This is a genomic window from Vulcanisaeta sp. EB80, from assembly GCF_002078205.2.
In genome coordinates, this window is record NZ_LCWN02000017.1 from 1 (window position 1) to 20,788 (window position 20,788).

Here is a 20,788-nt window from a genome sequence, read left to right on the forward strand (position 1 = left end):
AGCGCTAATGATGCGCCAACCAGACTTGCGTATAATGAACCCGTTAACGATATTGGTACCCTCATACTCTCGCCAATCACGAATATTGTTACCGTAACTATCATGGCGACCATGGCAACCTCACCACCAACAACATTAGCCCTCATGTACATACCCTGCAACCACAAACCAAGCACATAACCAAGCACAGCAATCAATAAGGCGTACTTATAGTCAATGGACCTAGAACCCACAGCAGCACCCGCATTAGCCGACAAATTATTCCCAGACACCAAAAACGACAACGCAAAGGCTAATACGTAATTTACGAATACCGTAACTGGCATACGTCATCTAACCCATACTTTCCCTCCTTAAAAATACTTCTCTTAAATCATCAATTATTCGTTCAATAAACTATTGCTATTGATCATAATAAATCTAAATATTAAGCAATCTCTAATGCATTATGTATAATAATCATGATCGTGCTTACGGCATAAATATCGAAAGCAAACGTTAAGAATCAAGCATCATCATTCAATAAATTACAAGTAACTTAAGGAATGCACCCAACGATAATCCTCGATATTCTTTATTATATTTAAGTATTCATTTTATTATAAATGTAGTATTTAATATTGATTACTATTCAATAGTTAAGTAGACAAAGTAGTTATTTTAGATGATTAATAGTGCAACCTGTTTAATAAATCGCTGTACCTTCAACGCAATGACATCTGGGAGTGACTCTAATGTTATTGTTACTAGGGTAAGTAGGGATCTTTTTATTCTCAGGTACAACGATTTATTTACCAAGTATTTTGAGGCTTTATGGGAAATACCCGAGGGAGTAACCTATAATTCGTATTTATTGTTGAGCGATAATGCAACTGTGCTTTTTGATACGTGGAAAAGAGGTTTAGAGACTAGGTTTCTTGATGCCTTAAGTTCAATAATTGATATTCGTGATTTAAACTATGTAGTTATTCACCACATGGAACCTGATCATAGCGGATCAATCAAGGCATTGTACGAGAGAAATCGAAATATAACGTTCATCGGGCATCCAATGGTTAATAGAATGATAAGTAGCTTTTACGGAGTTGTACCAAGGTTTAAGGCTGTTAAGGACGGTGAAGTATTAACCATGGGCAGTTATGAGTTAAAATTCATCCATGTGCCATGGCTACATTGGCCTGAGACCATTGTTTCCTACGTTACGCAAATAAACGCGTTACTAACCTGCGATGTATTTGGTGCATATACAATACCAAAATCCGTAGCTCTTGACCACATGCCAAGTGATTATGCAGCATCGATGAGGAAGTATTTCGTAAATATAATAGGTTTCTACAGGGATAATGTTATTAAGAATCTCGATAAAATACTAAATGCGGTAGGTAATAAAATAAGCATGATATTACCATCCCATGGAGCCGTTATTGAAGGCGATGCAGTAAATGAGGCAATAAATCTCTATAGGGAGTTCACACTAAAAACACCTATTGATAGGAGGGTGGTTCTTGTTTACTCCTCAATGTATAGGTTCATTGACCACATTATGAGCTACGTCAACGATACACTACGTAATTGGGGATTCGATGTTGTCACTTATAGGTTCACCGATGATGAGAGGGCTAACATTGGTAATTTACTTGCTGATACCAATAATGCTGTTGGTATTGTGCTCGGCATTTCAATTTACGATACAGAGCCATTCCCATTAATGGACTATGTGATTAACTTACTAATAAAGAAACTGAAAGGTGGGAAACCAATACTTGTGATAACTGATTATGGATGGGGTGATGTGGTATTAAAGCGTATAAAGTCAAGGCTAGAGACGGCAGGTTTTACAATAATAGATGCTATAAGTGTAAATGGAATACCGACAGACAAGGAGCTAAACAGGATAAATATCGCACTACAAAGTTTCAAAGCGTCATTATAAAAACAGAAGGCTTAAGCAAATACATAATATCGTTAAAGCCTAAAAGCCATTAAATGCATCATATAGTTTAACGATATTTAAAGAACATTACCATAGGCACCCACTTGATTATACATAAAATCCCATAATCCATAATCCTAAAGAAAGCCTTAAAAATCAACCACGAAAGAATCAACACGCCCCGGTAGTATAGCCCGGTCTAGTATAGGTGCCATAGGCACCGCTCAAGCGGGCCTGTCGAGCCCGTGACCCGGGTTCGAATCCCGGCCGGGGCGCCATCGAATTTTGTTCTATGTTTCTCGGTTTGGTTTTGGAAATTGTTTTAATCCCCGTGGGTGTGGGTTTGTGGGGCTGCTTGGGCGAGGGCGTTTAGGGCGTTGTTGCGTTTTGCGTCTGGACCTCCGTACTCGTACTCTGTCATTTCGAAAAGTTTCTCGAATGCTTCACGGCTTATCCTCCTGTCGTAAAGCGCCAGGATCAGCTCGATTCTTAAGCGTCTGAGCGGATGATGCACAAATGGTCTAATCAGCCTAGGCAGTTTAATAGCATCCTCGCCGCCGAACACTAAGACATCGGCTGTTCCTTAAAATAAATGAGACTCCTACGGAGATAGAATTATTTTAATTTCCTCAAACCTAAGTCCTGCATCTAAAAAGGTCTCCTGTGAGTTGGTTTTTCGTGGTATGTACATATTTTATTCCTTAATGGTGAAGCGAATCATCGTATGTTTTGTGCATTACTCGATTTATCTGTTGTTCCTGTCTTATTATTGACTGAGTAATGTTTAAAATTTGGATAAGTTTTCGGTTAATTCATGACAATGGATAGGGATAGAAATGATGAGGAGTTGAATAAGATAATAGAGAGGAAGGCTAGGGAGTTGTTGAAGGCTGGGAATGATGTTGTTGAGCTTGGTGAGGATGGTTTCGAGAGCTTTGTTAGGAGTAGGAAGGTTGTTGTTGTGGACTTCTGGGCGCCGTGGTGTGCTCCATGTTTCCTGCTAGAGCCCATAATGAAGGCCTTGGCTAAGGAGATGCCGTGCGTAGCCTTTGGTAGATTAAATACGCAGCAGTGGCCTGATGTGGCTGCTAAATATGGTGTGATGAGTTTACCCACGGTAATAATATTCAGGGATGGTGAGCCTGCAGACTTCGTTGTTGGTGCTGTGCCTAAGAAGATACTTGAGGGCAGGATTAGAAAAGTCCTTGGTGAAAATTAATTTTAAGGCCCTCATTACTATTCTGATTACTTTATATTCTCCTCCTTCTCAATTTCACCTAGCGACTTATCTAAGGCATCTATCGCCTTATCTATGTGCTCCTGCTTAACGGTCAATGGAGGCGCAAACCTTATCACGTTACCATTCCAACCACTGGTGACGAAAAGCACGCCCCTCTTTAAAGCCCTGTTTAGGCATATGTCACTTGTCTCTTTAGTGGCTGGCTCCTTCGTCTTCCTATTCTTAACAAGCTCTATACCAATCATTAGACCCAAACCCCTGACATCACCAATGAGTGGGTGTTTGTCGTAAAGCTCCATTAGCCTCTTCATGGCGTAATCACCCATTTTCCTTGCATTGCTTAGGAGTTCCTCCTTATGGATATTGTAGTAATCGACCGTAGCCTTAACCGCAGCCATTATTAATGCGGAGGCACCAAATGTCGAGTGCTCATCGTTCAATTGCATAACCGATGCTATCTCCTTACGGGTAACAACCGCGGATGCCGGTAGTCCACCGGTCATGCCTTTGGCGGCAACCACTATGTCAGGTTTAACGTTGAACTGCTCAAAGGCCCAGGTTGTGCCTGTCCTACCCATGCCCGATTGAACCTCGTCAAATATCAGCAGTATTCCATAGGTGTCTAGGATCTTCTTAAGGTCTTCAAAGAAGTTCTTGGGCGGCACAACAATACCACCAACACCCTGTATTGGCTCCGTCACGAGGCAGCAAACATCCTTTATCGCCACATAATTTATGTAGTACTCTATCGTCTCCACAGCCACCTTACCGCACTCCTCGGGTGGCATTTCCCCGAATGGGCACCTGTATGGGTATGGGAATGGTGCCACTAACGTGCCTGGTGGCAATGGTCCATACTCCTTCCTCCTCATCCCATGATAGACACCCGTTAGGTACGTCCTACCATGGTAACCACCCATTAGGTACATCACGTAGGTGTTCTTCGTATACCTCCTGGCTATCTTAAGGGCTAACTCAATACCCTCCGAACCACTTAATTTGAAGTGTACCTTATTGTACATGTTCTTGTCAGGGAATAGGCTGAGTACGGCCTTTGCAGCATTCAACAACTCCTCCGTGTACCAGTTATAACCATTACCAGCCACCAGTCTCTTTGCGGTCTCTGTTATGGCATCAACAAGCCCAGGCGGATTATGACCTAGTAATGCCGTTGTTACCACGGTCATGAAGTCGAGATAAACATTACCATCAACATCGTACACGTACACATCACGAGCCTCTCTAACAACAATCTTATGGGTTGGGTATAGGTTCGTCATCAAGTACTCATCTAGTTCCTTAAGAAGTTCTTCCGACCTTCCCATCGGTAAAGCTGATATTTTCTTCCTTTTAAATTTTAATCTATCTAATTTAATGCTTAAATTATTTTTTATCGAAGATATTTAGTAATTTATCTCAATAACTTGGTTTAGGGTAAAAATATTTTATTGAATTTCACAACTACCAGAAATAAATAGTTTATTTACTTATCAATAGAAAGGTTTTTAAAAAATAACTATGAGGACACCTCGATAATTATGGAACCGCAATCGCAGGTTCAGAGTGGTAAATCCGTAGAATTAACAATAACATCACCGTTGGATTTATTGTTCAATCCTAGATCGGTTGCAATAATTGGTGCAACACCTAGGGAAAATAGTGTTGGTGGTGTTATTACCAAGAACCTACTAACGAAGTTTAAGGGCAAGGTTTACCTTGTGAATCCCAGGTATGACGAGGTTAATGGTACTAAGTACTACAAGTCCGTTCTTGATGTTCAGGATGAGGTTGATCTATGCGTCATCGCCGTTCCCGCACCAGCAGTTCCTAAGGTAACTGACGAATGTATTAGGAAGGGTGCTAAGGTGACCATAATAATTAGTGGTGGTTTTAGTGAGGTTGGTGAGGAGGGTGCCAGGTTGGAGGAGGAGCTTAAGAAGGTTGCTTTAAATCGAATAAGAGTACTTGGGCCCAATTGTATTGGTGTTTATAATGCGTTTAATGGTTTGGACACGTTCTTTCTCCCTGAGGATAGGATGGGTAGGCCTAAACCTGGTCCCCTCGCATTGATTAGCCAGAGTGGTGCTGTTGCTGGTGCAATCCTTGATTGGGCTGCCAGGAGGAATATCGGCGTTGGTTTAGCCGTAAACTACGGCAACAAGCTCGACATAAACGAAGCAGAACTACTCGAATACCTGGCTAAGGATAGTAGGGTCAAGGTCGTCGTAATGTACATGGAAGGGTTGAAATACCCAGGGGAGGGCAAGAAACTGCTTGATGTGTTGAGGGAGGTCGTTGGTATAAAACCGGTGGTTGTATATAAGGCCGGAAGAACCAAGGCCGCATCAGGTGCTGTTAAGTCCCACACGGCTGCATTGGCTGGCAACTACGAAATATACCGAGCAATGCTAAGACAGGCGGGGGTTATTGAGGCTGATAACTTAACGGATGCCTTCGACATGGCCAAGGCCCTGGCGACACAACCACTACCGAGGGGAAACAGGGTGTTGGTTATAACGGACAGCGGAGGTATGGGTATACAATCAGTTGATGCGTTAGATACGCGTGGACTGCAGGTACCAGAACTCTCGGAGAGCTTGCAGGAAATTCTTAGGAAGCAATTGCCACCATTAGCTGTTACACGCAATCCAATAGATTTGACGGGTAGCGCCACAGATGCCATGTACAAGTTTGTGCTAGACACCGTACTACCCACGAATCACGTTGACATGGCCCTAATAATAGCCCTGATGCAGATACCTGGCCTAACCATAAACCTAGGCAACTACATCGTGGAGGCAAGGAGGTTTAATAAGCCAATAGTTGTTGTTAGCTTTGGTGGTAATGAATATGTGGCTAAGTTCGAGAGCCACTTGGAGGAGAGTGGGATACCCGTTTACCACGCTCCGCATAGAGCCGCTAAGGCCCTATGGGCCCTATACGAGTATGCCAAGATTAAGGGTGCAATCAGGGGGTGGGTAGCATGAACCCAATAATTGCAAAGGCTATTGAGGAGGGTAGGTATAAGCTACTTGAGCATGAATCCTTTGAGTTACTTAGGCAGTACAACATCCCAGTTCCCGACTTTGCCCTTGTTCAGGACGTTGATGAGGCACTTAGAGTCGTTAAAGACATTGGTTACCCAATAGTTCTTAAGGTGGTTTCTCCCGATATAGTTCATAAATCTGACGTTGGTGGCGTTATACTAAATATAAGCAATGATGATGAATTAAGGAGCGCGTGTGAGAGAATTAGGTCCAATATTAAGGAGAAGGCGCCGTATGCTAGGGTGAGTGGTTTCCTGGTGCAGAAGATGGTGCCTGAGGGCTTGGAGACCATAGTTGGTGCCACCAAGGACCCAATATTTGGGCATGTGATAGCCTTTGGTCTCGGTGGTGTCTTAGTGGAGGTACTCCAGGATGTCAGCTTTAGGATAGTGCCCGTTAGTGAGGAGGATGCTAGGACAATGATTAGGGAAATAAGGGGCTATAGATTATTCAATGGTTATAGAAACATGCCCGCTAGGGATGAGGAGGCCGTGGTCTACATAATAACTAGGTTCTCCGAACTTCTTTCGGATAATCCAAACATCGTAGAGGCTGATCTAAACCCCATCATTATCCTCGAGAGGGGTAAGGGAGCTTATGCTGCGGATGCCAGGTTCATAATAGGAATATCGTGAGATAGGTTTAAAATTAGTGTCGTCTCAATAATCTCGCTATGAATGCGTCACTATTAGTATTTAGGCTTAAGATGGCTTTGGCAATAATAGCGATACTACTGCTAGGTGGGGCATTTACTTACGGGTTAATGTTGTGGATAACAAAGGGTTCGATTAGTGGCATTGCCATGGTCACGAGTCTCGTGGTCATGGCGTTCTTCCTAACGCTCTTTCAATGGTTGATTGGTCCTTACATGATTAATATCATGTATAGGGCCCATGAGGTTAAGCCTGATGACCCAACATATGGTTGGGTTTATGACATGGTGGCTGATGTGGCTAGGGCTAATGGGTTTAAGGATACGCCCAGGGTTTTCATTGCCGATGTGCCATTCCCAAACGCCTTCGCTTATGGAAGCCCCGTGGCTGGTAAAAGGGTTGCAATAACATTACCATTGCTCAGGATTTTGAAGCCAAGCGAGTTGAAGGCGGTGCTTGGTCATGAAATTGGTCACCTGAGGCATAGGGATGTGGAGGTTTTGATGGCTGTTGGCTTAATACCCACCGTAATATACTGGCTAGGTTGGTCGCTATGGTGGGGTGGACTATGGGGTGGTTGGTCTGAGGGTAGGAACAACGGTGGTGGTTTATTACTATTGATAGGGCTTGCCCTCCTTGCTGTCAGTTTCCTATTCCAACTGTTCGTGCTGTACATAAATAGGCTTAGAGAGGCTTATGCAGACGTTAATGGCACATTGACGGTGGAGAACGGCGCACACAACCTACAGAGGGCTCTTGCTAAGATAACGCTTTATACGGATCCAAACATTGTTAAGAGGACGACAAACGGCACACTAAGGATGCTATTCTTCGCACCACCAGTTAGTGTTGAGGAGATAGAGGGTAATGTGGACTCCCTAATTGAGTATTGGAGGCATTATAAACCCTCAATATTGGAGGAACTGTTCATGACACATCCACACCCCGCAAGGAGAATTCAGATGCTCGATAGATTAGCGGAGTCATCACCCTAACTCAAATAATACAATATAAAATGTGAATTAAACTTACGTTAAATTTCACGACTTTTTCTTTTCCACGGTACAAAATAAATTAAAGACTTGTTAAATTCACGTAATTAATGAGCGAAGTTGATAGGAGGATTTACGAGTTGCATAGAAAGATCATGAACGAATTCATGGGCGGTAAATGCTATGATATAGATGAATCATTTGTAATTGATTGCATAGAGAACGTATTCACTAATACTGGGTTAAGCATTAAGGATATCACATTGTTCGACATAGATGGCAATATCGTAAACTCAATCAATGATGCGAGGTATGTCAGAGTTGTTGCTGAGGGTAAGGGCGTCGGTGGCGACCAAATATTTACGTTAGCCCTCATAAGGATTAGGAATAGTTACAGGGTTCTTTACCTGCAATCGGCTGTTAGGGAGAGTTGATGTATTAGGTAAAACATTTATTGTATTTCCTGCATCCATGTGTTGATGAGTGTTGTTAATACGGGTAGGTCGGTAATGGATATGCTGAACGAACTACTCAGTGACCTTAATAGGGATGACTTGGTGCTCGTTGAGAGACTGCCCTATGTTCGTGAGTACGAGAGGTATAGGGACGTAATCACAAACATACTCAGGGAGTTCCACATAGCCCTAGTGCTCGTTAGGGTTACGTTCACTGATGGTTCAAGGAAGGGTTACGTATTTCTAATTAGGGGTGAAGGTGGGGAACTGGGTAAAATACCGACTACCGGTGTTGTTGAAGGTTATGTCGTTACTATTAAGGGTAACGATAGAAGGAAGTTCGTATATAACCCGGCTAGGTTTGATAGGGCTGAGGATGTGGGGGCTAGGATAATAGAGTTCGCGAATATGTATAGGAAGGCTGAGGAGAGGATATCACAGTTGCAGTTAATGCGTGAGGCTGAGAAGGACTATGCATTATTTTACGAGGAGGCTGGCGATTAGTAAGTGAATGAAATCTAAGTTTCAAAATAGATTGTAAGGTGTATCCTCATATTAATAACCTAGTGAAATCTAATATCCGATGGATTGGGAAACCTACCTCGCAGTCTGTTTTATTGATTTTATTTTATTTTTGATCTCCTTAATCATTAAGTACGCCTCCTCGGGACTTGGAATTCTCGACTTAGCCTTATAGTACTTGTACACCTCCTCTTCAAAGTTCAATTCGGTCATTATACCCTTACTGTTTAGTAATCTCATGGCATCCCAAGGGTCTTTAACATTGGCATTAATCAGCATGCTTGCCATGGGTAAATCATCAAGCACTATCTTAAGATCTAGGTAATACGTGAGTGACGAGACTATATCTAGCCTAACGCTTCTCGTGCTTCCGCGAATATTGGCACTTCCATAGAATCCGCGGGCAGCCCTATAAACAAGCGCGCTGGCTTCCGTAACGGCTTTGCTGAGTAGGTCCTCGAGCAGTGCAATGTCGCTGCGTGTTGGTCCATACGCACCTAGGAATGCGCCTTTACTTGCCAATTGGCTTATCCTCATCAATACGTAATCCCTATCCAACTCCCCATCAACGCCAGGACCCGCTATGCCGAGTATTACGGGTATGTTCGTTAATTCCTGGACCTTTGCGAGAATGGCTATTGCGTAACTATCAGCCAATGGGCTGTATAATCCCTCCTCATTGCCAATGGCTATCGAGTCACCACCAACATCTATGCCTATCACCGCATCAATGCCGTACTTACTCACGTAATCACTAAGCTCGCTCGCTATATCTATGATGGAACCTGAAATGCTAATTCCAATTCCATCATCCTTTACTACACTGAGTACATTAGCTATCTGAGGTGTAATACGCCTGCCACCCCTAATTGCGTAGGTGTCCCCATTAACAACTGCCACGTAATTACCCAGGTATTCAGTATTCCTTAATTCATCAATCTTAATGGGGCCAGGTATTATATCGACAACATACCTTTCCCAGAGCACCGCGCCTAATACGGCATCAATGCCCTCATTCACAGCTAAGTTGTATGTTATTGTTGAGCCTACAACGTCGCCACCGCCTCCAATACCGATAACGAGAATATTCCTGACTTCGGAACCCACGATTTCATTAATCACGATAAAACTAAACCCAACCTCCTTTAATAAATTAACCCGTTAATTCCAGAGGTACGCCATCACTGCGCAGCATGATTATTTACTAGCCCATTTATTGAGAAGTATAGCGTCTCGTTAACGTACTTGTTGATGATGACAATAACGTAGAAATCGCCTGAGTACACCGTTGTTTTGTTGCAATAATTTTCGTTATTTGGTGTGGCATATATCGTGTAGTGAATCTGCCCGACATAGGTTGTTTGATTACTTGTCCTTCTAACCATACTGAATACTCCTTCATAATAAATGGTGATTTTCACGTACTTATCGCCGAGCAATTCAACCCTATTGGACACGTCTCTGTTCACTATTTGTATAGCTTCTGTGATATTGTTGGCATATACCGTTAAATTAGCCCTGAGATTATTCATGAGATCCTTAATGGCTTGGGAATAAAGACATAGGTTAATTGGGTATGAGGTACTCACCATACCTTCTATCTCATCATCCTGTGTCATTGCAATAATTGTTGCACGGTATATTGTCTCGTTACCACTACCATAAACTCCGTAGCTCATGATTTCGTAATGCACAATACTACTCGTTCTATTACTTATAATGCCTAATACGTTGGCTATGATATCCGTGGTATTTATACCGAGCGTTTCGCATGTATAATTAATGGGGTTGGATATTAATGTACATGCCTCGTTCTGTATTATCGATGGTAAAGTCTCGTTCAATTGTTTAAAAACATTGATACTGACTAGGTATCTATTTTCGTAAAGCGATGCCTCATTTGTTTCGTAATTCACATAGTTAATTAGGTATGTTGTTATTGTCACCATGATTATCAATGTTATGACTATTGGTAGGAGCGATTTGTAGATCATGATTTCTCACCTAACGTATGCTATATACACAGTTACGTTGATGTCGTAACCACTGCCCGTGATTCTAGGGCATATTATTAAGTAATTCCCCGATAATGGCTTGTCTTCTGTAATCGTTACGTGATTGAGGTAATTAATACCTGAAATACCGCCGTCTAAGCACTTAGTGAACAGGAATGCGCTGATTGATGCCCTATAGTTAATTATTGATAGTTTCACGAGTAAGCTGGTTAAATATATAATTAGTATTAATGCCACAATTGTGAGGATTATTACCACAATCAAATCAGGAAATACCAATGAATCTACCAGTACCATTTACGATCACCACCGAGTAATGGGTTAATGAGTCAAGGGTTAGTATGGTATTTAAGAGAAATCCTGCTATTGTAATTATTAATATTAACGTCGCAATAATCAAGACCGTAGTTAGCAAGTACCTAATCATTACCCAATCGCCTCATTAATACTATGAACTACGTTATTGAGTTCCTTAATTAACGTAAGTTCATTTTTTACAACACCCATGAAGGCCGTGGTTATGACTACGGAAAGCAGTACGGATACTATGGTTAGTATTAATTCACCATACTCCTGAAATAACAGGTTCATTAGCTCCTCAAGGAACTTCACATTAGAATAGCCTCACCAGGAATTAAAAGTCACTCTACGACTTAAATAGTGATGTTGTGCTCATGATGTGATTTATTAGTCTCTGAAGCTCACCTGCCAGGTACCTTCTGCACTCAACCTCAAGTACCTCACCCTTCACATGCCTCTCCTCACTCAATGCCTCCTCTATTGTATTCCTGGTAACTATTTCGTAAACCCTAGCCTCAACCTTACCATTCGTAGCCCTAACCACACGACCAACCCTCTGTATCATTTGTCTCTGCGAACCTGTGCCGGACATTATTATGGCAACATCGGCATCTGGGACATCAATGCCCTCATCAAGCACCGTTGTGGTTACTATGACCTTGTACACACCCCTAGCAAATGCCCTGAATATTGAGTCCCTATCTCCAGTCTTCGACGTTATTAGGGCAACGATGGATCCAAGTTCATCCCTAAGCACTTTGTATAACTCCTCAGCTTGCTTTATGAACTGTGTAAACACAATCACCTTACTACCAATGTTAACCTCAGACTTCACTATAGGCACCACAACACTCAACTTAGTACTAGCTGTGCTTGCTATGTTCCTGAGCACTATGGCATTATCCCCAGCCCTCTCATAGTTCCTTCTCTCCTCAAGCGTTAAATCAACGTAGATCCTGAAGTGCCTAATCGGCACCACAAGCCTTGCCTCAACCATATCCCTATAATCGGCTTGGTAAACAATGTCGCCCGAGCTCAGGAATATTAAGTGCTCATTGTTATCATTCCTCTTGGGAGTGGCTGAGAGCGCTAATCTATAGGGTGCCCTGAGCTTGAAGGCAACCTCCTTAAACGTGTCTGCTGGTACGTGATGAGCCTCATCGAATATTGCCAGGTCAAATTTATCGCTTATACTGGCTATTCTATTGACGGCAGAGTTGTAGATCGCCACCGTAACCTCCCTAACATCATCAAACCCACCACCCAACCTACCGGCATTAATGCCTAGGTATTTCATTAACCTCTCGTGCCACTGGTTCATGAGTTCCTCGGTAATTACGAGGATTATCGTTGGCACCTTAACAAGCGCTAAAGCCTTCAGCGCTATGAATGTCTTACCACCACCGGTTGGCACAACCACAGTGCCCCTCTTACCAGCCTCAAGCCATTTACCAACGGCTCTTTCCTGGAATGGTAATAACCTTATCTCGTCCTTGGGTACTTGGATGGTCCTTGGAGCCCACGGCAATTCGACTACCCTGTAACCACCCTTCACCAATAACTCCTTAATCGTATCTCTAATGAAGACCGGAAACCTCACCACAACCCTATCCTCACCCTTCACCACATCATCCTTACGTATCAGTCTCAAATCATGCTTGTTCAGGTTACCCTCCTTATCAACTACATAGTAAGGAACCGTCAGGTTCCTCAACCCCTCATAAAACTCCTTAGATAGGAAGTGAAGCTCAACAGTATCTAAGCCAAGCCTAGCGGTCCACCACTCAACCCTCCTGGTAAATACCGCCCTTAACTTATCATTGGAAAGGGCAAAATCCCTAGCTCTCCTAATGGCCAGTTCCAAGTCGCCGACCACGGGCTTGTTAATGAATTGGTTCCGTATAATCTCCACAGCCTTATCGATGTACTCCTCGAATGACGAGGCACTACCTATGTACTTCCTATCGCCCTTTACGAACTCCCTTATTAAGCATGATAGTGATATTACATATAGACCTCCCTCCTCACTCAGGATACAGTCGCTTGGTATTAACTCGAAGCCCTCGAGGCTTTCAACACCGATGGCACCACCTGCTGAGTTAATAATGATAGACCTCGTTATTCTATTAACCTCATCACCCGTAAGATCCAGCAATTCCTTCAGCTCCCTAATCAATGATAGCGAGTAGACCTTGCCAGACCAGTACTCACCATTCCACCTAAAGCCAAGCTCCTTCAACCTATCCTTAACCCTGGATACCCTATCCCAATCCCAACTCCTCCTAACCTCAACCTCATTGTTAATAACAACCCTAAACAGCACTGCCCTCCTATGAATCGATGAAATACTTAAACCTTACAACTCAAATTTAATAAACCTCATGCAAACCTATGGCTTGTGGTCGCGATAAACCTGATAGACTACCCAAGATGGCCGTCGCTAGCCCGTGAATCAATACTGAATGTGCCCGCGGATATTCGAAACGTCAAGGTAAACATTGATGGTAGGGTAATTGATTACAGCGGTGAGGTGGACTCCGTGGTAATCACGGGAATGGGTGGTAGTGGTGTTGTTGGTGATATTGTGAGTGACCTGTGCTGGTTCTGGGATTGTAAGGTCCCCATCATTGTTAGCAAGAACATGAGGCTTCCAAGGAGGTTATCGAAACCCCTCGTAATAGCGATCAGCTACTCGGGAAATACGGCTGAAACGATAATGAGCGCCAATGAGGCTCTATCCAGGGGTTACCCGATCATCGGTGTAACTACCGGTGGTAAGCTGAGTACGATACTCAGCAATAAAGGCGTACCAGTTGTGCTAGTTCCAAAGGCGTCCGCACCGAGGTATGGACTCCCATCCCTACTATACCCAACCCTAATCATTCTGGAGAGGTTTGGTATTGCATCGGTGGCTAATGAGCTGGAAAGTGGTATTTCCGGCATGGAGAGGGCGTTGAAGGCTATTGATGAGGCTGAGAGGTTGGCTGGGGAATTACTAAACGCTATACCCATTATTTGGGTTGGCGAGAGCAGACGCGGTGTTGGTATTAGGTTTAAGAATGACCTTAACGAGAACGCCAAGTACTTCGCCATAGTATCCATAATACCCGAGGGAGCCCATAATGACATTGCCGCAGTAACAACAAAGCAGGTAGGGCTTAGGCACATAGCAATCATGGGCCCCAATGATTATGAGGGTAGGTACCTGGAGACGCTGTTGGACGTGGTTTCATCATTTGGCGCGAAACCGTTAGTCGTAAAGCTTGAGGGATCAACGCCGCTTGAGAGTGAGATGTATGGTGTGACATTCCTGGGCATAACCACGTTGGTGCTTGCCCATCTACTAAATGTGGAGCCCATCTCCACATTACCGATTGATAGGCTTAAGGAGGAACTTGATAAGAGGAAGCTTTTCCCAGTTTAGGTGCTCGAGATTTGAACGTAGGTAAAACCACACAAAGGCTATGGATATCACTATGACGGGTATTAGCAATAGAATCATTGATAGACGAAGCCCCATGAAGTCAGCAAGATAACCAAACATTGCCGGCACCACTATGGCTATTACTCCCTGGTACGCGGATGAGAGTAAAATGGGAACTGAGGTGGTTAGTCACTGAGGCCTACCCAAACCCCGTGGGTGTGGGTTTGTGGGGCCGCTCGGACGAGGGCTTCTAGGGCGTGGTTGCGTTTTACGTCCGGTGCACCGCGCTCATACTCTGTCTGCTCATAGAGTCTCTCGATCTCCTCAAGGCTTATTCTCCCGTCGTAAAGCGCCAAAATCAGCTCGGCCCTTAGGCGGCGGAGTGGATGGTGCATGTACTTGGCAACACGCCTAAGCAGCTTAACAGCATTCTCGCCGTGGAATTCTAGGGCATCTTCACTTTCATAATGATAAATATCGCCAATGATGCCGAACCTCTTGGCAATGACTTCTTTTAACACATCGAGAATTGCCCTCTTCGGGCAGTTTTTACAAACCATAATCCCTACATAGACGGATTCCACATACCGCACACTCCCATCCCCATCGATTGCGCCACCCACAAACTCCGCAAGCTCCTCATCGGTGAAGCCCTTGATTATCCTCTCGAGCTCGTCAGCACTAAGCTTAATCGGCCAAGACCACTTATCAGTGCTTAGGTTTACGTAGTAGTCCAAAGAAATTAATTTATCTGCGTATTTTATGGCGGGCAGATTCGTTCTTTTCCATCCAATTACTAAGCTTACCTTGACCGTGTCTAGTAATTTTACGAAAAACACAGCATCAATAGTATTCGTAGTACTTAATGCCAACCTGATCGATCCACCGCGTATCATAATCGTCAAATCAGTTTCAGCCATTCCAAACCAATAGGGTCTCCTTAAGTCGCCCAGTAGTTCTAAATCGCTTAGCCAAACACACGGCTCTATTCCGTATCTCCTAAACACATTGACGTCAACGCCGACGAATCGCCACAACTCCTCGCACATCCTAATCTCATCCCAACCTATCCTCCTTAGTATGTCCTCGGCGTTCTTGATAACTTCGTACCTCGTTGTCCTGTTCTCCCAGCTAATTCTACACCTAATAAGAAGATATTCATTTAAATATCGCGGTGATGTACGTACTGCATTCCTAACCCATTTTTTCGTTATGCCAAGTTCTTTAAGTATCTTTAGTAACTCGCACCTACACTCATTATCGCTCACCAACCACAACTCATGAACTACATCCCTAACTTTATCCGCAATTTCCCTACCAACTGCATAGCCGTTGTGGCAGTTTGCCTTTACCAACTCCTCAATGAGTTTCGTGACGCAATCCTTATCGCCATTGCCTAGGCATTTCATTGCCTTGCTTATCAACTCGGTGCATGTTTCTATCCTCCCTGCCTGGGTGGGTTTGGGCAGGGAGGCTTCGTTGCTTGTATCCGAGACTTCCTTACTAGTCATTGGGCCTTTGCCGATCCTCGGCGGCCCATTGATTTTAAACCCACCCACAGCAAAGCACCTAATTAGGTGCATAATCAAAGCACCTATGTTTCCTAAGTTCACCCACGAGCATTTTAGCCACCTCGCTGCAAAGTTCTGATTCCATGCACTTACTGTAAACGAAGCTCCACAACTGGCAATCAACACCTCGATACGTCATTAACCACCCAAGCGGCCAATCCACACCCACACCCAACAATCATTTTAACAACTAGATTTATAAGGCACTACGAACATAGGCACAAAACGGCAACACCAACAATGCACGCAATACTTATGAGGAGCATATACAACCATAATAAACACAACAACACGTACCAAAGCAAATAATAGAGAAACTACCAAAGGTAGTGCTGGCGTGAGGACCGACTGCCCATTCTCTCATCCCGGCAACTATGTCATTATACCCGCTCGTCTATGATGACGTTGATGGTGCATACATCGATAAGGAATGCCCTGCGTGGAATACGGTTGCTAAGGATGAAATTAGGAGGTTAGGTAACTATCTACCAATTTTTGTAAGGAGGTCCCTACAGACAAGGGATTGGGTTAGGCTTAAGTTTGGTAGTCAGAAGTAGGAATTAGCCACATTCCTTTCCTCAATACTCGTACCCCTACTAACCATTAGTGTCGATAATGGGTAGGTTGATCCATGCGGTACACCCAGCAATGTCATTGCTACTAGGAATGCCGTGTATGTCGGTGATAAATAAAGCATTGATATACCAACTATGGTTATCGTTATAGATATCAACATGGGCAGAAATAACCCCCTCGGTACCCTAACCGTTAGGTAAAGCCTGGTAAGGAATGAGGTAAGGAAGAAGGGTACGAAAGAGAAGTAAGCCAAGTACTTAGATACATGGTATATTGATTGTGCGTATATCGCTATAAAGGCTGTGAACACCGCAAAGGGCACGCTATAGGTTGTTGTCGCCAACATCGCAGAGACCAACCCCCTATTTCGAAGTACATTACCGTGAATCGCCGAGTATCCTCGATTTCGTGGTGGGTCTGGCGGGAATTTTAGCTTAAATGAGAGTGCCAGGGCTAGCACGGCTAGTGGTATGAAGGGTAGGTACACGGATCTATAATTGAGATGCGTCAATAGGTATGTTTCAAGTAATGGGCCGACAACCAAGCTTGTACTAAGGGCTAGAGTATATAGGACGAGTAGCCTTTCGGCTGTTGCTTGGTCGCCGAAGATGCTTGCGGAGGTCAATAGATTGGGTACGATCAAGCCATACGCGAAGCCGGTGACTATGCTGATAACCCATATGTCCACTGAGTTGGAGAGGTAGTATAAAAGGAGTAGTATTGGTATGGTTGCGTTAGACACCATAAAGAATGCTCTCCTTAGGCGACTTGGTAGTCTCGCGTTGATTAGTATTATTGAGAGTAAATTAACCGCCGCCACAACCGACGTCAAGACCCCAACTAACGCGTTTGAGAATGAGAACCCATACTTAGCCAAGAGGGGTGTTGTCGTCCCAACCATGTTGTTCACAGCCCTTACAGCGAAGGTTACTAGGAATAGGGAGATAGCGTAGATGAGGACTTCGCGGTTGTTGTTCACGAAGAATCGGGAATTAGAGCTGCGCTTAAAAACCATTCTAGGACTCTGAGGACCTGAGCTCTCTGAGTATAAGCTCGCCCTGCCTACTTAATCTATAGTACACGTGATGCTTACGAACCTCGTTACTCAACTTATAACGAGCCTCACTCCTCTTCAAAACCTTGCCCTGAACCCTCTCTATCAATCCCAACTTCTCGAGCTCGTCAAGGATTTCCAGGACGTTTTGCAATGGCAACCCTGTGTTCCTGGATATGGACTTGCCATAATCAATGCCAGCCCTCTTTAGATGCCTCATAACTGTGAGAAGCTCACGCCTTTCTATGAGTATTCTTGCCAATTCATTATCCATGGCAGTTCTTATCTTTTACGGCGAATATTTAAGGTCTATTAATTCAAACTCTTGACATTAATAGACGGGGATTAACCAATGCCTGTACTTATCCACCTTACCGTGAACTATATCCATGTAATAATTCCTTATCTTGAGCGTTATTGGTCCCGGTTTGCCATCGCCAATCACCCTACCATCTATGTTCACGACGGGCGTGACCTCGGCTGCCGTACCAACGAAGAACACCTCATCGGCCGTGTAAAGCTCCTCCCTGGTTATCCTCCTCTCAATGACATTAAGCCCCAAGTCCCTCGCCACCTCGATGATTGTAGCCCTGGTTATACCCTCAAGTATTGAATCGTACGTTGGTGGCGTATGGAGTACGCCGTCCTTAACAATGAATATGTTCTCCCCACTACCCTCCGCAACGTAGCCGTCACGATTAAGCATTATTGCCTCATCAAAACCAGAGTTCTTTGCATCCATTAGGGCTAGGACTGAGTTGACGTATATTCCGCCGACCTTGGCGCGCATTGGGAACATGGAATTGTGAATCCTTAACCAGCTAACAACCTTAGCCCTAACCCCCTTAGGCTCCAGGTATCGTCCAAAGGGTATGGTTATTATTGCCGTTGTAACCTCGAGATCCCGGATATCGAGATTCACGGTGCTCGCTGACACGAAGGCTATGGGCCTTATGTAAACGTCTTCACGGGCTTCGTTAGCCCTTAGCAACTCTACGGTTGCGTCGATTAATTCATCAATGCCATAATCAATCTTTATACCCATTATCTTAGCTGAGTTGTGGAATCTAACGTAGTGTTCTCGAGCTCTGAATATGTATAGATTGTTTAGGTCAGGGTTCCAGTAGGCCCTGATTCCCTCGAAGACTGATGTGCCGTAGTGAAGCGCATGTGTTAGTATGGGTATTACGGCCTCTTTTTCGGAGACTAATTTACCATTTACCCATACATACCTCATTAGCCTTATGAAAATAAACTCCCTATTAAGCATTAACGCATATATAGGTTAATTATCTAGGTGCTTGGTATTTCCCTACCATGGGGGCATTTGCTAGGTCTTCCTAGGTATTCATAGAGCTTCTCAACAACCTCCTCGGGGAGTGTTTCATCAAACATCTTAGCAAGCTCGCAGGCCTTATCTGGGTCAATGCCCGCCTTCACAAGCAGGGTTTCAATAACCCTATGAGCCCTTATCAGCGAATTCATTTCCCTAATGCCCTCCTCCGTTATGTAGATGCCGTCCCCCCTCTTCTCCGCTAAGCCTTTCCTAATTAGGTGGTTTATCTCCTCATAGGCGCTGGCTGTGGATACGCCGAGGGCCTTCGCCACACCAAAGATTGTAGCCCCTGAGCCCTTATCATTAACACCCTTGATCACTAATAGATAGAGGAACTCCCTATTGGATATCCTCACTCCAAACCCCTACTACACTTAGCAAACACCCTAATTAACCTAACTACTCATTAGGCGATCATGGTTATTGCGTAAATACCTGCTGCCACCATGATGGTTGTTACTACATATAGAATTAAGGCCCTTACCTTACCTATTGCGTAATCGCCAACGATTCTCCTTTGCGATACTATGTGAATAAGTAAGTATGTGGGTATTGCGAGGACTATGGAGTTGAAGATCATTATATTGAGTATCAATGTCGTAAGTTCCCTCGCAAATAGTACTATTAGGGCTGCGGGTATAATCTCAATCGCATAGAAGGCATAGAAGCCCTTGGCTTCATAAAGCCTTTTACTAAGTCCCGTGGGCCAACCAAAGTATTCACTAAGCCCGTAAGCAAAGCCAAGGCTTATTATGAATATTGCGAGTAGGGCTGCGGCAACCATACCTATGGCTGCAGTAGCGAACCAATAGGATCCAAAGACCTTATTAATTGACAGTAACGCCGATTGAAACCCATCAACGAGCCCCTCCCTAACCCTTAACCAATAACCAACAAGTAGTCCAGCAACCATTAGGGTTTCGCTTATCACGGCCCCCATCACAGTCTCAAACCTCTCGTGAGTATAATGCTCTCTCCTCAATCCCTTATCTACAATGGCGGATTGTTGGTAATAGAGCATCCAGGGCATTATTACGGCACCAATGTTTGCGGTGAGTAATGATATGTACCAAGTGTTGGTGTAGGAGTTGGGCGTTGTCATTAGGGTTATTGCTGAGTATAGGCCGTGGGAGTTTATGGGTATTATTACGAATGCCGCTAAATAAACAAGTATGAAGGCGGATATCACTAATAGGGTATTTTCGATTCTCTTATATGAACCACCCATGAGGATCACCATTGTATGGAATGCCAAGACTAGTATCACTGAAATAGTTATTGGTATACCAAAGAGTGTACCTATGGCGGCTATTGCAGCATACTCGCCAACATAGGCAGCTCCGTCTATCAGGAGCATGGCTATTAACGATACCGCAGCCACACCTCTACCGTAGACCTCCCTAAGTATTGTACCCATACCCTTACCACTACCTAAAGCCGCACGTATCGTTAATTCCTGTATGAAATAGAGCGGTATTGTTAACAGTAATAACCACGGTACCATGGCAAGGCCCGTGTAATAACCACTCTGCATAGCCGTTAAAATACTGGGCGCGTCTACATCAGCCAGCATCACCAACCAACCAGGTCCAAGCAATATACTAAGTGAGTCACTAATGCCCTTCATACTCCTTGATACTCTCTCCTGAAAATTCACGCCGGAGTCACAA

24 protein-coding genes, 1 tRNA gene and 1 pseudogene are annotated in these 20,788 nt (G+C 44.0%); 10 read left to right on the forward strand and 16 right to left on the reverse strand.

Going from position 1 to position 20,788, the window contains the following annotated elements; translation table 11 throughout:
* Nucleotides 1-326 (reverse strand): annotated as a pseudogene (locus tag B7L70_RS04575) (phosphate transporter); the annotation flags it as partial.
* 386 nt (nucleotides 327-712) lie between these two features.
* On the opposite strand from B7L70_RS04575, the gene B7L70_RS04580 reads away from it, so the two are divergent.
* Both B7L70_RS04580 and B7L70_RS04585 read left to right on the forward strand, forming a co-directional pair.
* Entirely contained in the window at nucleotides 713-1,933 is a 1,221-nt protein-coding gene (locus B7L70_RS04580) for an FprA family A-type flavoprotein (RefSeq protein ID WP_081226713.1), read from the forward strand.
* 178 nt (nucleotides 1,934-2,111) lie between these two features.
* Nucleotides 2,112-2,211, forward strand: a tRNA-Asp gene (locus B7L70_RS04585).
* 44 nt (nucleotides 2,212-2,255) lie between these two features.
* Here the strand turns inward: B7L70_RS04585 and B7L70_RS04590 are convergent.
* Nucleotides 2,256-2,447 carry a hypothetical protein gene (locus B7L70_RS04590; RefSeq protein WP_143701535.1) on the reverse strand — a complete coding sequence of 64 codons (192 nt, stop codon included), beginning with the start codon at nucleotides 2,445-2,447 and terminating at the stop codon, nucleotides 2,256-2,258.
* Nucleotides 2,448-2,747: 300 nt separating this feature from the next.
* On the opposite strand from B7L70_RS04590, the gene B7L70_RS04595 reads away from it, so the two are divergent.
* Complete coding sequence (locus tag B7L70_RS04595) at nucleotides 2,748-3,152, forward strand: co-chaperone YbbN (RefSeq protein WP_081226715.1); 405 nt, start codon at nucleotides 2,748-2,750, stop codon at nucleotides 3,150-3,152.
* A gap of 26 nt (nucleotides 3,153-3,178) precedes the next feature.
* Here the strand turns inward: B7L70_RS04595 and B7L70_RS04600 are convergent, their stop codons facing one another.
* Nucleotides 3,179-4,498: an aspartate aminotransferase family protein gene (locus B7L70_RS04600; protein ID WP_081226716.1), complete on the reverse strand. Its 1,320-nt coding sequence runs from the start codon at nucleotides 4,496-4,498 to the stop codon at nucleotides 3,179-3,181.
* A gap of 213 nt (nucleotides 4,499-4,711) precedes the next feature.
* On the opposite strand from B7L70_RS04600, the gene B7L70_RS04605 reads away from it, so the two are divergent.
* From B7L70_RS04605 to B7L70_RS04625, 5 genes are all read left to right on the forward strand, one after another.
* Nucleotides 4,712-6,160 carry an acetate--CoA ligase family protein gene (locus tag B7L70_RS04605; protein ID WP_101940232.1) on the forward strand — a complete coding sequence of 483 codons (1,449 nt, stop codon included), beginning with the start codon at nucleotides 4,712-4,714 and terminating at the stop codon, nucleotides 6,158-6,160.
* Nucleotides 6,157-6,855: an acetate--CoA ligase family protein gene (locus B7L70_RS04610; RefSeq protein WP_081226718.1), complete on the forward strand. Its 699-nt coding sequence runs from the start codon at nucleotides 6,157-6,159 to the stop codon at nucleotides 6,853-6,855. The genes B7L70_RS04605 and B7L70_RS04610 overlap by 4 nt, the downstream gene beginning before the upstream one ends.
* Nucleotides 6,856-6,893: 38 nt before the next feature.
* Nucleotides 6,894-7,868, forward strand: a complete 975-nt coding sequence (gene htpX / locus B7L70_RS04615) for a zinc metalloprotease HtpX (RefSeq protein WP_081226719.1) — start codon at nucleotides 6,894-6,896, stop codon at nucleotides 7,866-7,868.
* Between the two features lie 107 nt (nucleotides 7,869-7,975).
* Nucleotides 7,976-8,299, forward strand: coding sequence for a hypothetical protein (locus B7L70_RS04620; RefSeq protein ID WP_081226720.1), 324 nt, complete (start codon nucleotides 7,976-7,978; stop codon nucleotides 8,297-8,299).
* A 45-nt stretch (nucleotides 8,300-8,344) separates the two neighbouring features.
* Complete coding sequence (locus tag B7L70_RS04625; protein WP_081226721.1) at nucleotides 8,345-8,824, forward strand: hypothetical protein; 480 nt, start codon at nucleotides 8,345-8,347, stop codon at nucleotides 8,822-8,824.
* A gap of 93 nt (nucleotides 8,825-8,917) precedes the next feature.
* Here B7L70_RS04625 and B7L70_RS04630 read toward each other — a convergent pair whose 3' ends face one another.
* Genes B7L70_RS04630 through B7L70_RS04650 form a run of 6 tightly spaced genes read right to left on the reverse strand, consistent with a single transcriptional unit; the run spans nucleotide 8,918 to nucleotide 13,480 of the window.
* Nucleotides 8,918-9,964, reverse strand: coding sequence for a DUF1152 domain-containing protein (locus tag B7L70_RS04630; RefSeq protein WP_081226722.1), 1,047 nt, complete (start codon nucleotides 9,962-9,964; stop codon nucleotides 8,918-8,920).
* A 59-nt stretch (nucleotides 9,965-10,023) separates the two neighbouring features.
* The gene (locus B7L70_RS04635; protein ID WP_081226723.1) at nucleotides 10,024-10,836 is read right to left on the reverse strand and encodes a hypothetical protein; all 813 of its coding nucleotides are present in this window, start codon (nucleotides 10,834-10,836) and stop codon (nucleotides 10,024-10,026) included.
* 6 nt (nucleotides 10,837-10,842) lie between these two features.
* Nucleotides 10,843-11,154: a hypothetical protein gene (locus B7L70_RS04640; protein WP_081226724.1), complete on the reverse strand. Its 312-nt coding sequence runs from the start codon at nucleotides 11,152-11,154 to the stop codon at nucleotides 10,843-10,845.
* Nucleotides 11,123-11,284 carry a hypothetical protein gene (locus B7L70_RS13725; protein WP_202908684.1) on the reverse strand — a complete coding sequence of 54 codons (162 nt, stop codon included), beginning with the start codon at nucleotides 11,282-11,284 and terminating at the stop codon, nucleotides 11,123-11,125. The genes B7L70_RS04640 and B7L70_RS13725 overlap by 32 nt, the downstream gene beginning before the upstream one ends.
* Nucleotides 11,284-11,469 carry a hypothetical protein gene (locus B7L70_RS04645; RefSeq protein WP_081226725.1) on the reverse strand — a complete coding sequence of 62 codons (186 nt, stop codon included), beginning with the start codon at nucleotides 11,467-11,469 and terminating at the stop codon, nucleotides 11,284-11,286. Before B7L70_RS04645 ends, B7L70_RS13725 begins: the two co-directional genes overlap by 1 nt.
* A 34-nt stretch (nucleotides 11,470-11,503) precedes the next feature.
* Nucleotides 11,504-13,480, reverse strand: a complete 1,977-nt coding sequence (locus tag B7L70_RS04650; RefSeq protein ID WP_081226726.1) for a DEAD/DEAH box helicase — start codon at nucleotides 13,478-13,480, stop codon at nucleotides 11,504-11,506.
* A gap of 75 nt (nucleotides 13,481-13,555) precedes the next feature.
* Between B7L70_RS04650 and B7L70_RS04655 the strand changes: the two genes are divergently transcribed.
* Complete coding sequence (locus B7L70_RS04655) at nucleotides 13,556-14,581, forward strand: bifunctional phosphoglucose/phosphomannose isomerase (RefSeq protein ID WP_238376105.1); 1,026 nt, start codon at nucleotides 13,556-13,558, stop codon at nucleotides 14,579-14,581.
* A gap of 185 nt (nucleotides 14,582-14,766) precedes the next feature.
* Here the strand turns inward: B7L70_RS04655 and B7L70_RS04660 are convergent, their stop codons facing one another.
* A complete protein-coding gene (locus B7L70_RS04660) occupies nucleotides 14,767-16,164 on the reverse strand; it encodes a hypothetical protein (protein ID WP_143701536.1) in 1,398 nt (465 codons plus the stop codon).
* A complete protein-coding gene (locus tag B7L70_RS13270) occupies nucleotides 16,151-16,315 on the reverse strand; it encodes a hypothetical protein (protein ID WP_162009097.1) in 165 nt (54 codons plus the stop codon). Before B7L70_RS13270 ends, B7L70_RS04660 begins: the two co-directional genes overlap by 14 nt.
* Nucleotides 16,316-16,526: 211 nt before the next feature.
* On the opposite strand from B7L70_RS13270, the gene B7L70_RS04665 reads away from it, so the two are divergent.
* Nucleotides 16,527-16,709: a hypothetical protein gene (locus tag B7L70_RS04665; protein ID WP_202908685.1), complete on the forward strand. Its 183-nt coding sequence runs from the start codon at nucleotides 16,527-16,529 to the stop codon at nucleotides 16,707-16,709.
* Here B7L70_RS04665 and B7L70_RS04670 read toward each other — a convergent pair.
* The 5 genes from B7L70_RS04670 to B7L70_RS04690 are packed head-to-tail and all read right to left on the reverse strand — an operon-like array spanning nucleotide 16,700 to nucleotide 20,775.
* Nucleotides 16,700-17,707 (reverse strand): MFS transporter, encoded by a 1,008-nt coding sequence (locus B7L70_RS04670; RefSeq protein ID WP_101940233.1) that lies wholly within the window; start codon nucleotides 17,705-17,707, stop codon nucleotides 16,700-16,702. The genes B7L70_RS04665 and B7L70_RS04670 overlap by 10 nt on opposite strands.
* Before the next feature lie 37 nt (nucleotides 17,708-17,744).
* Complete coding sequence (locus B7L70_RS04675; RefSeq protein WP_101940234.1) at nucleotides 17,745-18,056, reverse strand: DUF2250 domain-containing protein; 312 nt, start codon at nucleotides 18,054-18,056, stop codon at nucleotides 17,745-17,747.
* 57 nt (nucleotides 18,057-18,113) lie between these two features.
* Nucleotides 18,114-19,019, reverse strand: a complete 906-nt coding sequence (locus B7L70_RS04680) for a branched-chain amino acid transaminase (RefSeq protein WP_202908686.1) — start codon at nucleotides 19,017-19,019, stop codon at nucleotides 18,114-18,116.
* Between the two features lie 56 nt (nucleotides 19,020-19,075).
* Nucleotides 19,076-19,474 carry a metal-dependent transcriptional regulator gene (locus tag B7L70_RS04685; protein ID WP_081226730.1) on the reverse strand — a complete coding sequence of 133 codons (399 nt, stop codon included), beginning with the start codon at nucleotides 19,472-19,474 and terminating at the stop codon, nucleotides 19,076-19,078.
* Nucleotides 19,475-19,524: 50 nt separating this feature from the next.
* The gene (locus B7L70_RS04690; protein WP_238376106.1) at nucleotides 19,525-20,775 is read right to left on the reverse strand and encodes an NRAMP family divalent metal transporter; all 1,251 of its coding nucleotides are present in this window, start codon (nucleotides 20,773-20,775) and stop codon (nucleotides 19,525-19,527) included.
* Between the last annotated feature and the right edge of the window lie 13 nt (nucleotides 20,776-20,788).

Bases quoted from the DNA above. Each gene is read 5' to 3' on its own strand.
- B7L70_RS13725 (WP_202908684.1), bottom strand. From the start codon at position 11,284: ATGATTAGGTACTTGCTAACTACGGTCTTGATTATTGCGACGTTAATA.
- B7L70_RS04660 (WP_143701536.1), bottom strand. From the start codon at position 16,164: ATGCACCTAATTAGGTGCTTTGCTGTGGGTGGGTTTAAAATCAATGGG.
- B7L70_RS04610 (WP_081226718.1), top strand. From the start codon at position 6,157: ATGAACCCAATAATTGCAAAGGCTATTGAGGAGGGTAGGTATAAGCTA.
- B7L70_RS04625 (WP_081226721.1), top strand. From the start codon at position 8,345: ATGAGTGTTGTTAATACGGGTAGGTCGGTAATGGATATGCTGAACGAA.
- B7L70_RS04675 (WP_101940234.1), bottom strand. From the start codon at position 18,056: ATGGATAATGAATTGGCAAGAATACTCATAGAAAGGCGTGAGCTTCTC.
- B7L70_RS04580 (WP_081226713.1), top strand. From the start codon at position 713: ATGACATCTGGGAGTGACTCTAATGTTATTGTTACTAGGGTAAGTAGG.
- B7L70_RS04605 (WP_101940232.1), top strand. From the start codon at position 4,712: ATGGAACCGCAATCGCAGGTTCAGAGTGGTAAATCCGTAGAATTAACA.
- B7L70_RS04595 (WP_081226715.1), top strand. From the start codon at position 2,748: ATGACAATGGATAGGGATAGAAATGATGAGGAGTTGAATAAGATAATA.
- B7L70_RS04680 (WP_202908686.1), bottom strand. From the start codon at position 19,019: ATGAGGTATGTATGGGTAAATGGTAAATTAGTCTCCGAAAAAGAGGCC.
- B7L70_RS04620 (WP_081226720.1), top strand. From the start codon at position 7,976: ATGAGCGAAGTTGATAGGAGGATTTACGAGTTGCATAGAAAGATCATG.
- htpX (WP_081226719.1), top strand. From the start codon at position 6,894: ATGAATGCGTCACTATTAGTATTTAGGCTTAAGATGGCTTTGGCAATA.
- B7L70_RS04635 (WP_081226723.1), bottom strand. From the start codon at position 10,836: ATGATCTACAAATCGCTCCTACCAATAGTCATAACATTGATAATCATG.
- B7L70_RS04665 (WP_202908685.1), top strand. From the start codon at position 16,527: ATGTCATTATACCCGCTCGTCTATGATGACGTTGATGGTGCATACATC.
- B7L70_RS04600 (WP_081226716.1), bottom strand. From the start codon at position 4,498: ATGGGAAGGTCGGAAGAACTTCTTAAGGAACTAGATGAGTACTTGATG.
- B7L70_RS04640 (WP_081226724.1), bottom strand. From the start codon at position 11,154: ATGGTACTGGTAGATTCATTGGTATTTCCTGATTTGATTGTGGTAATA.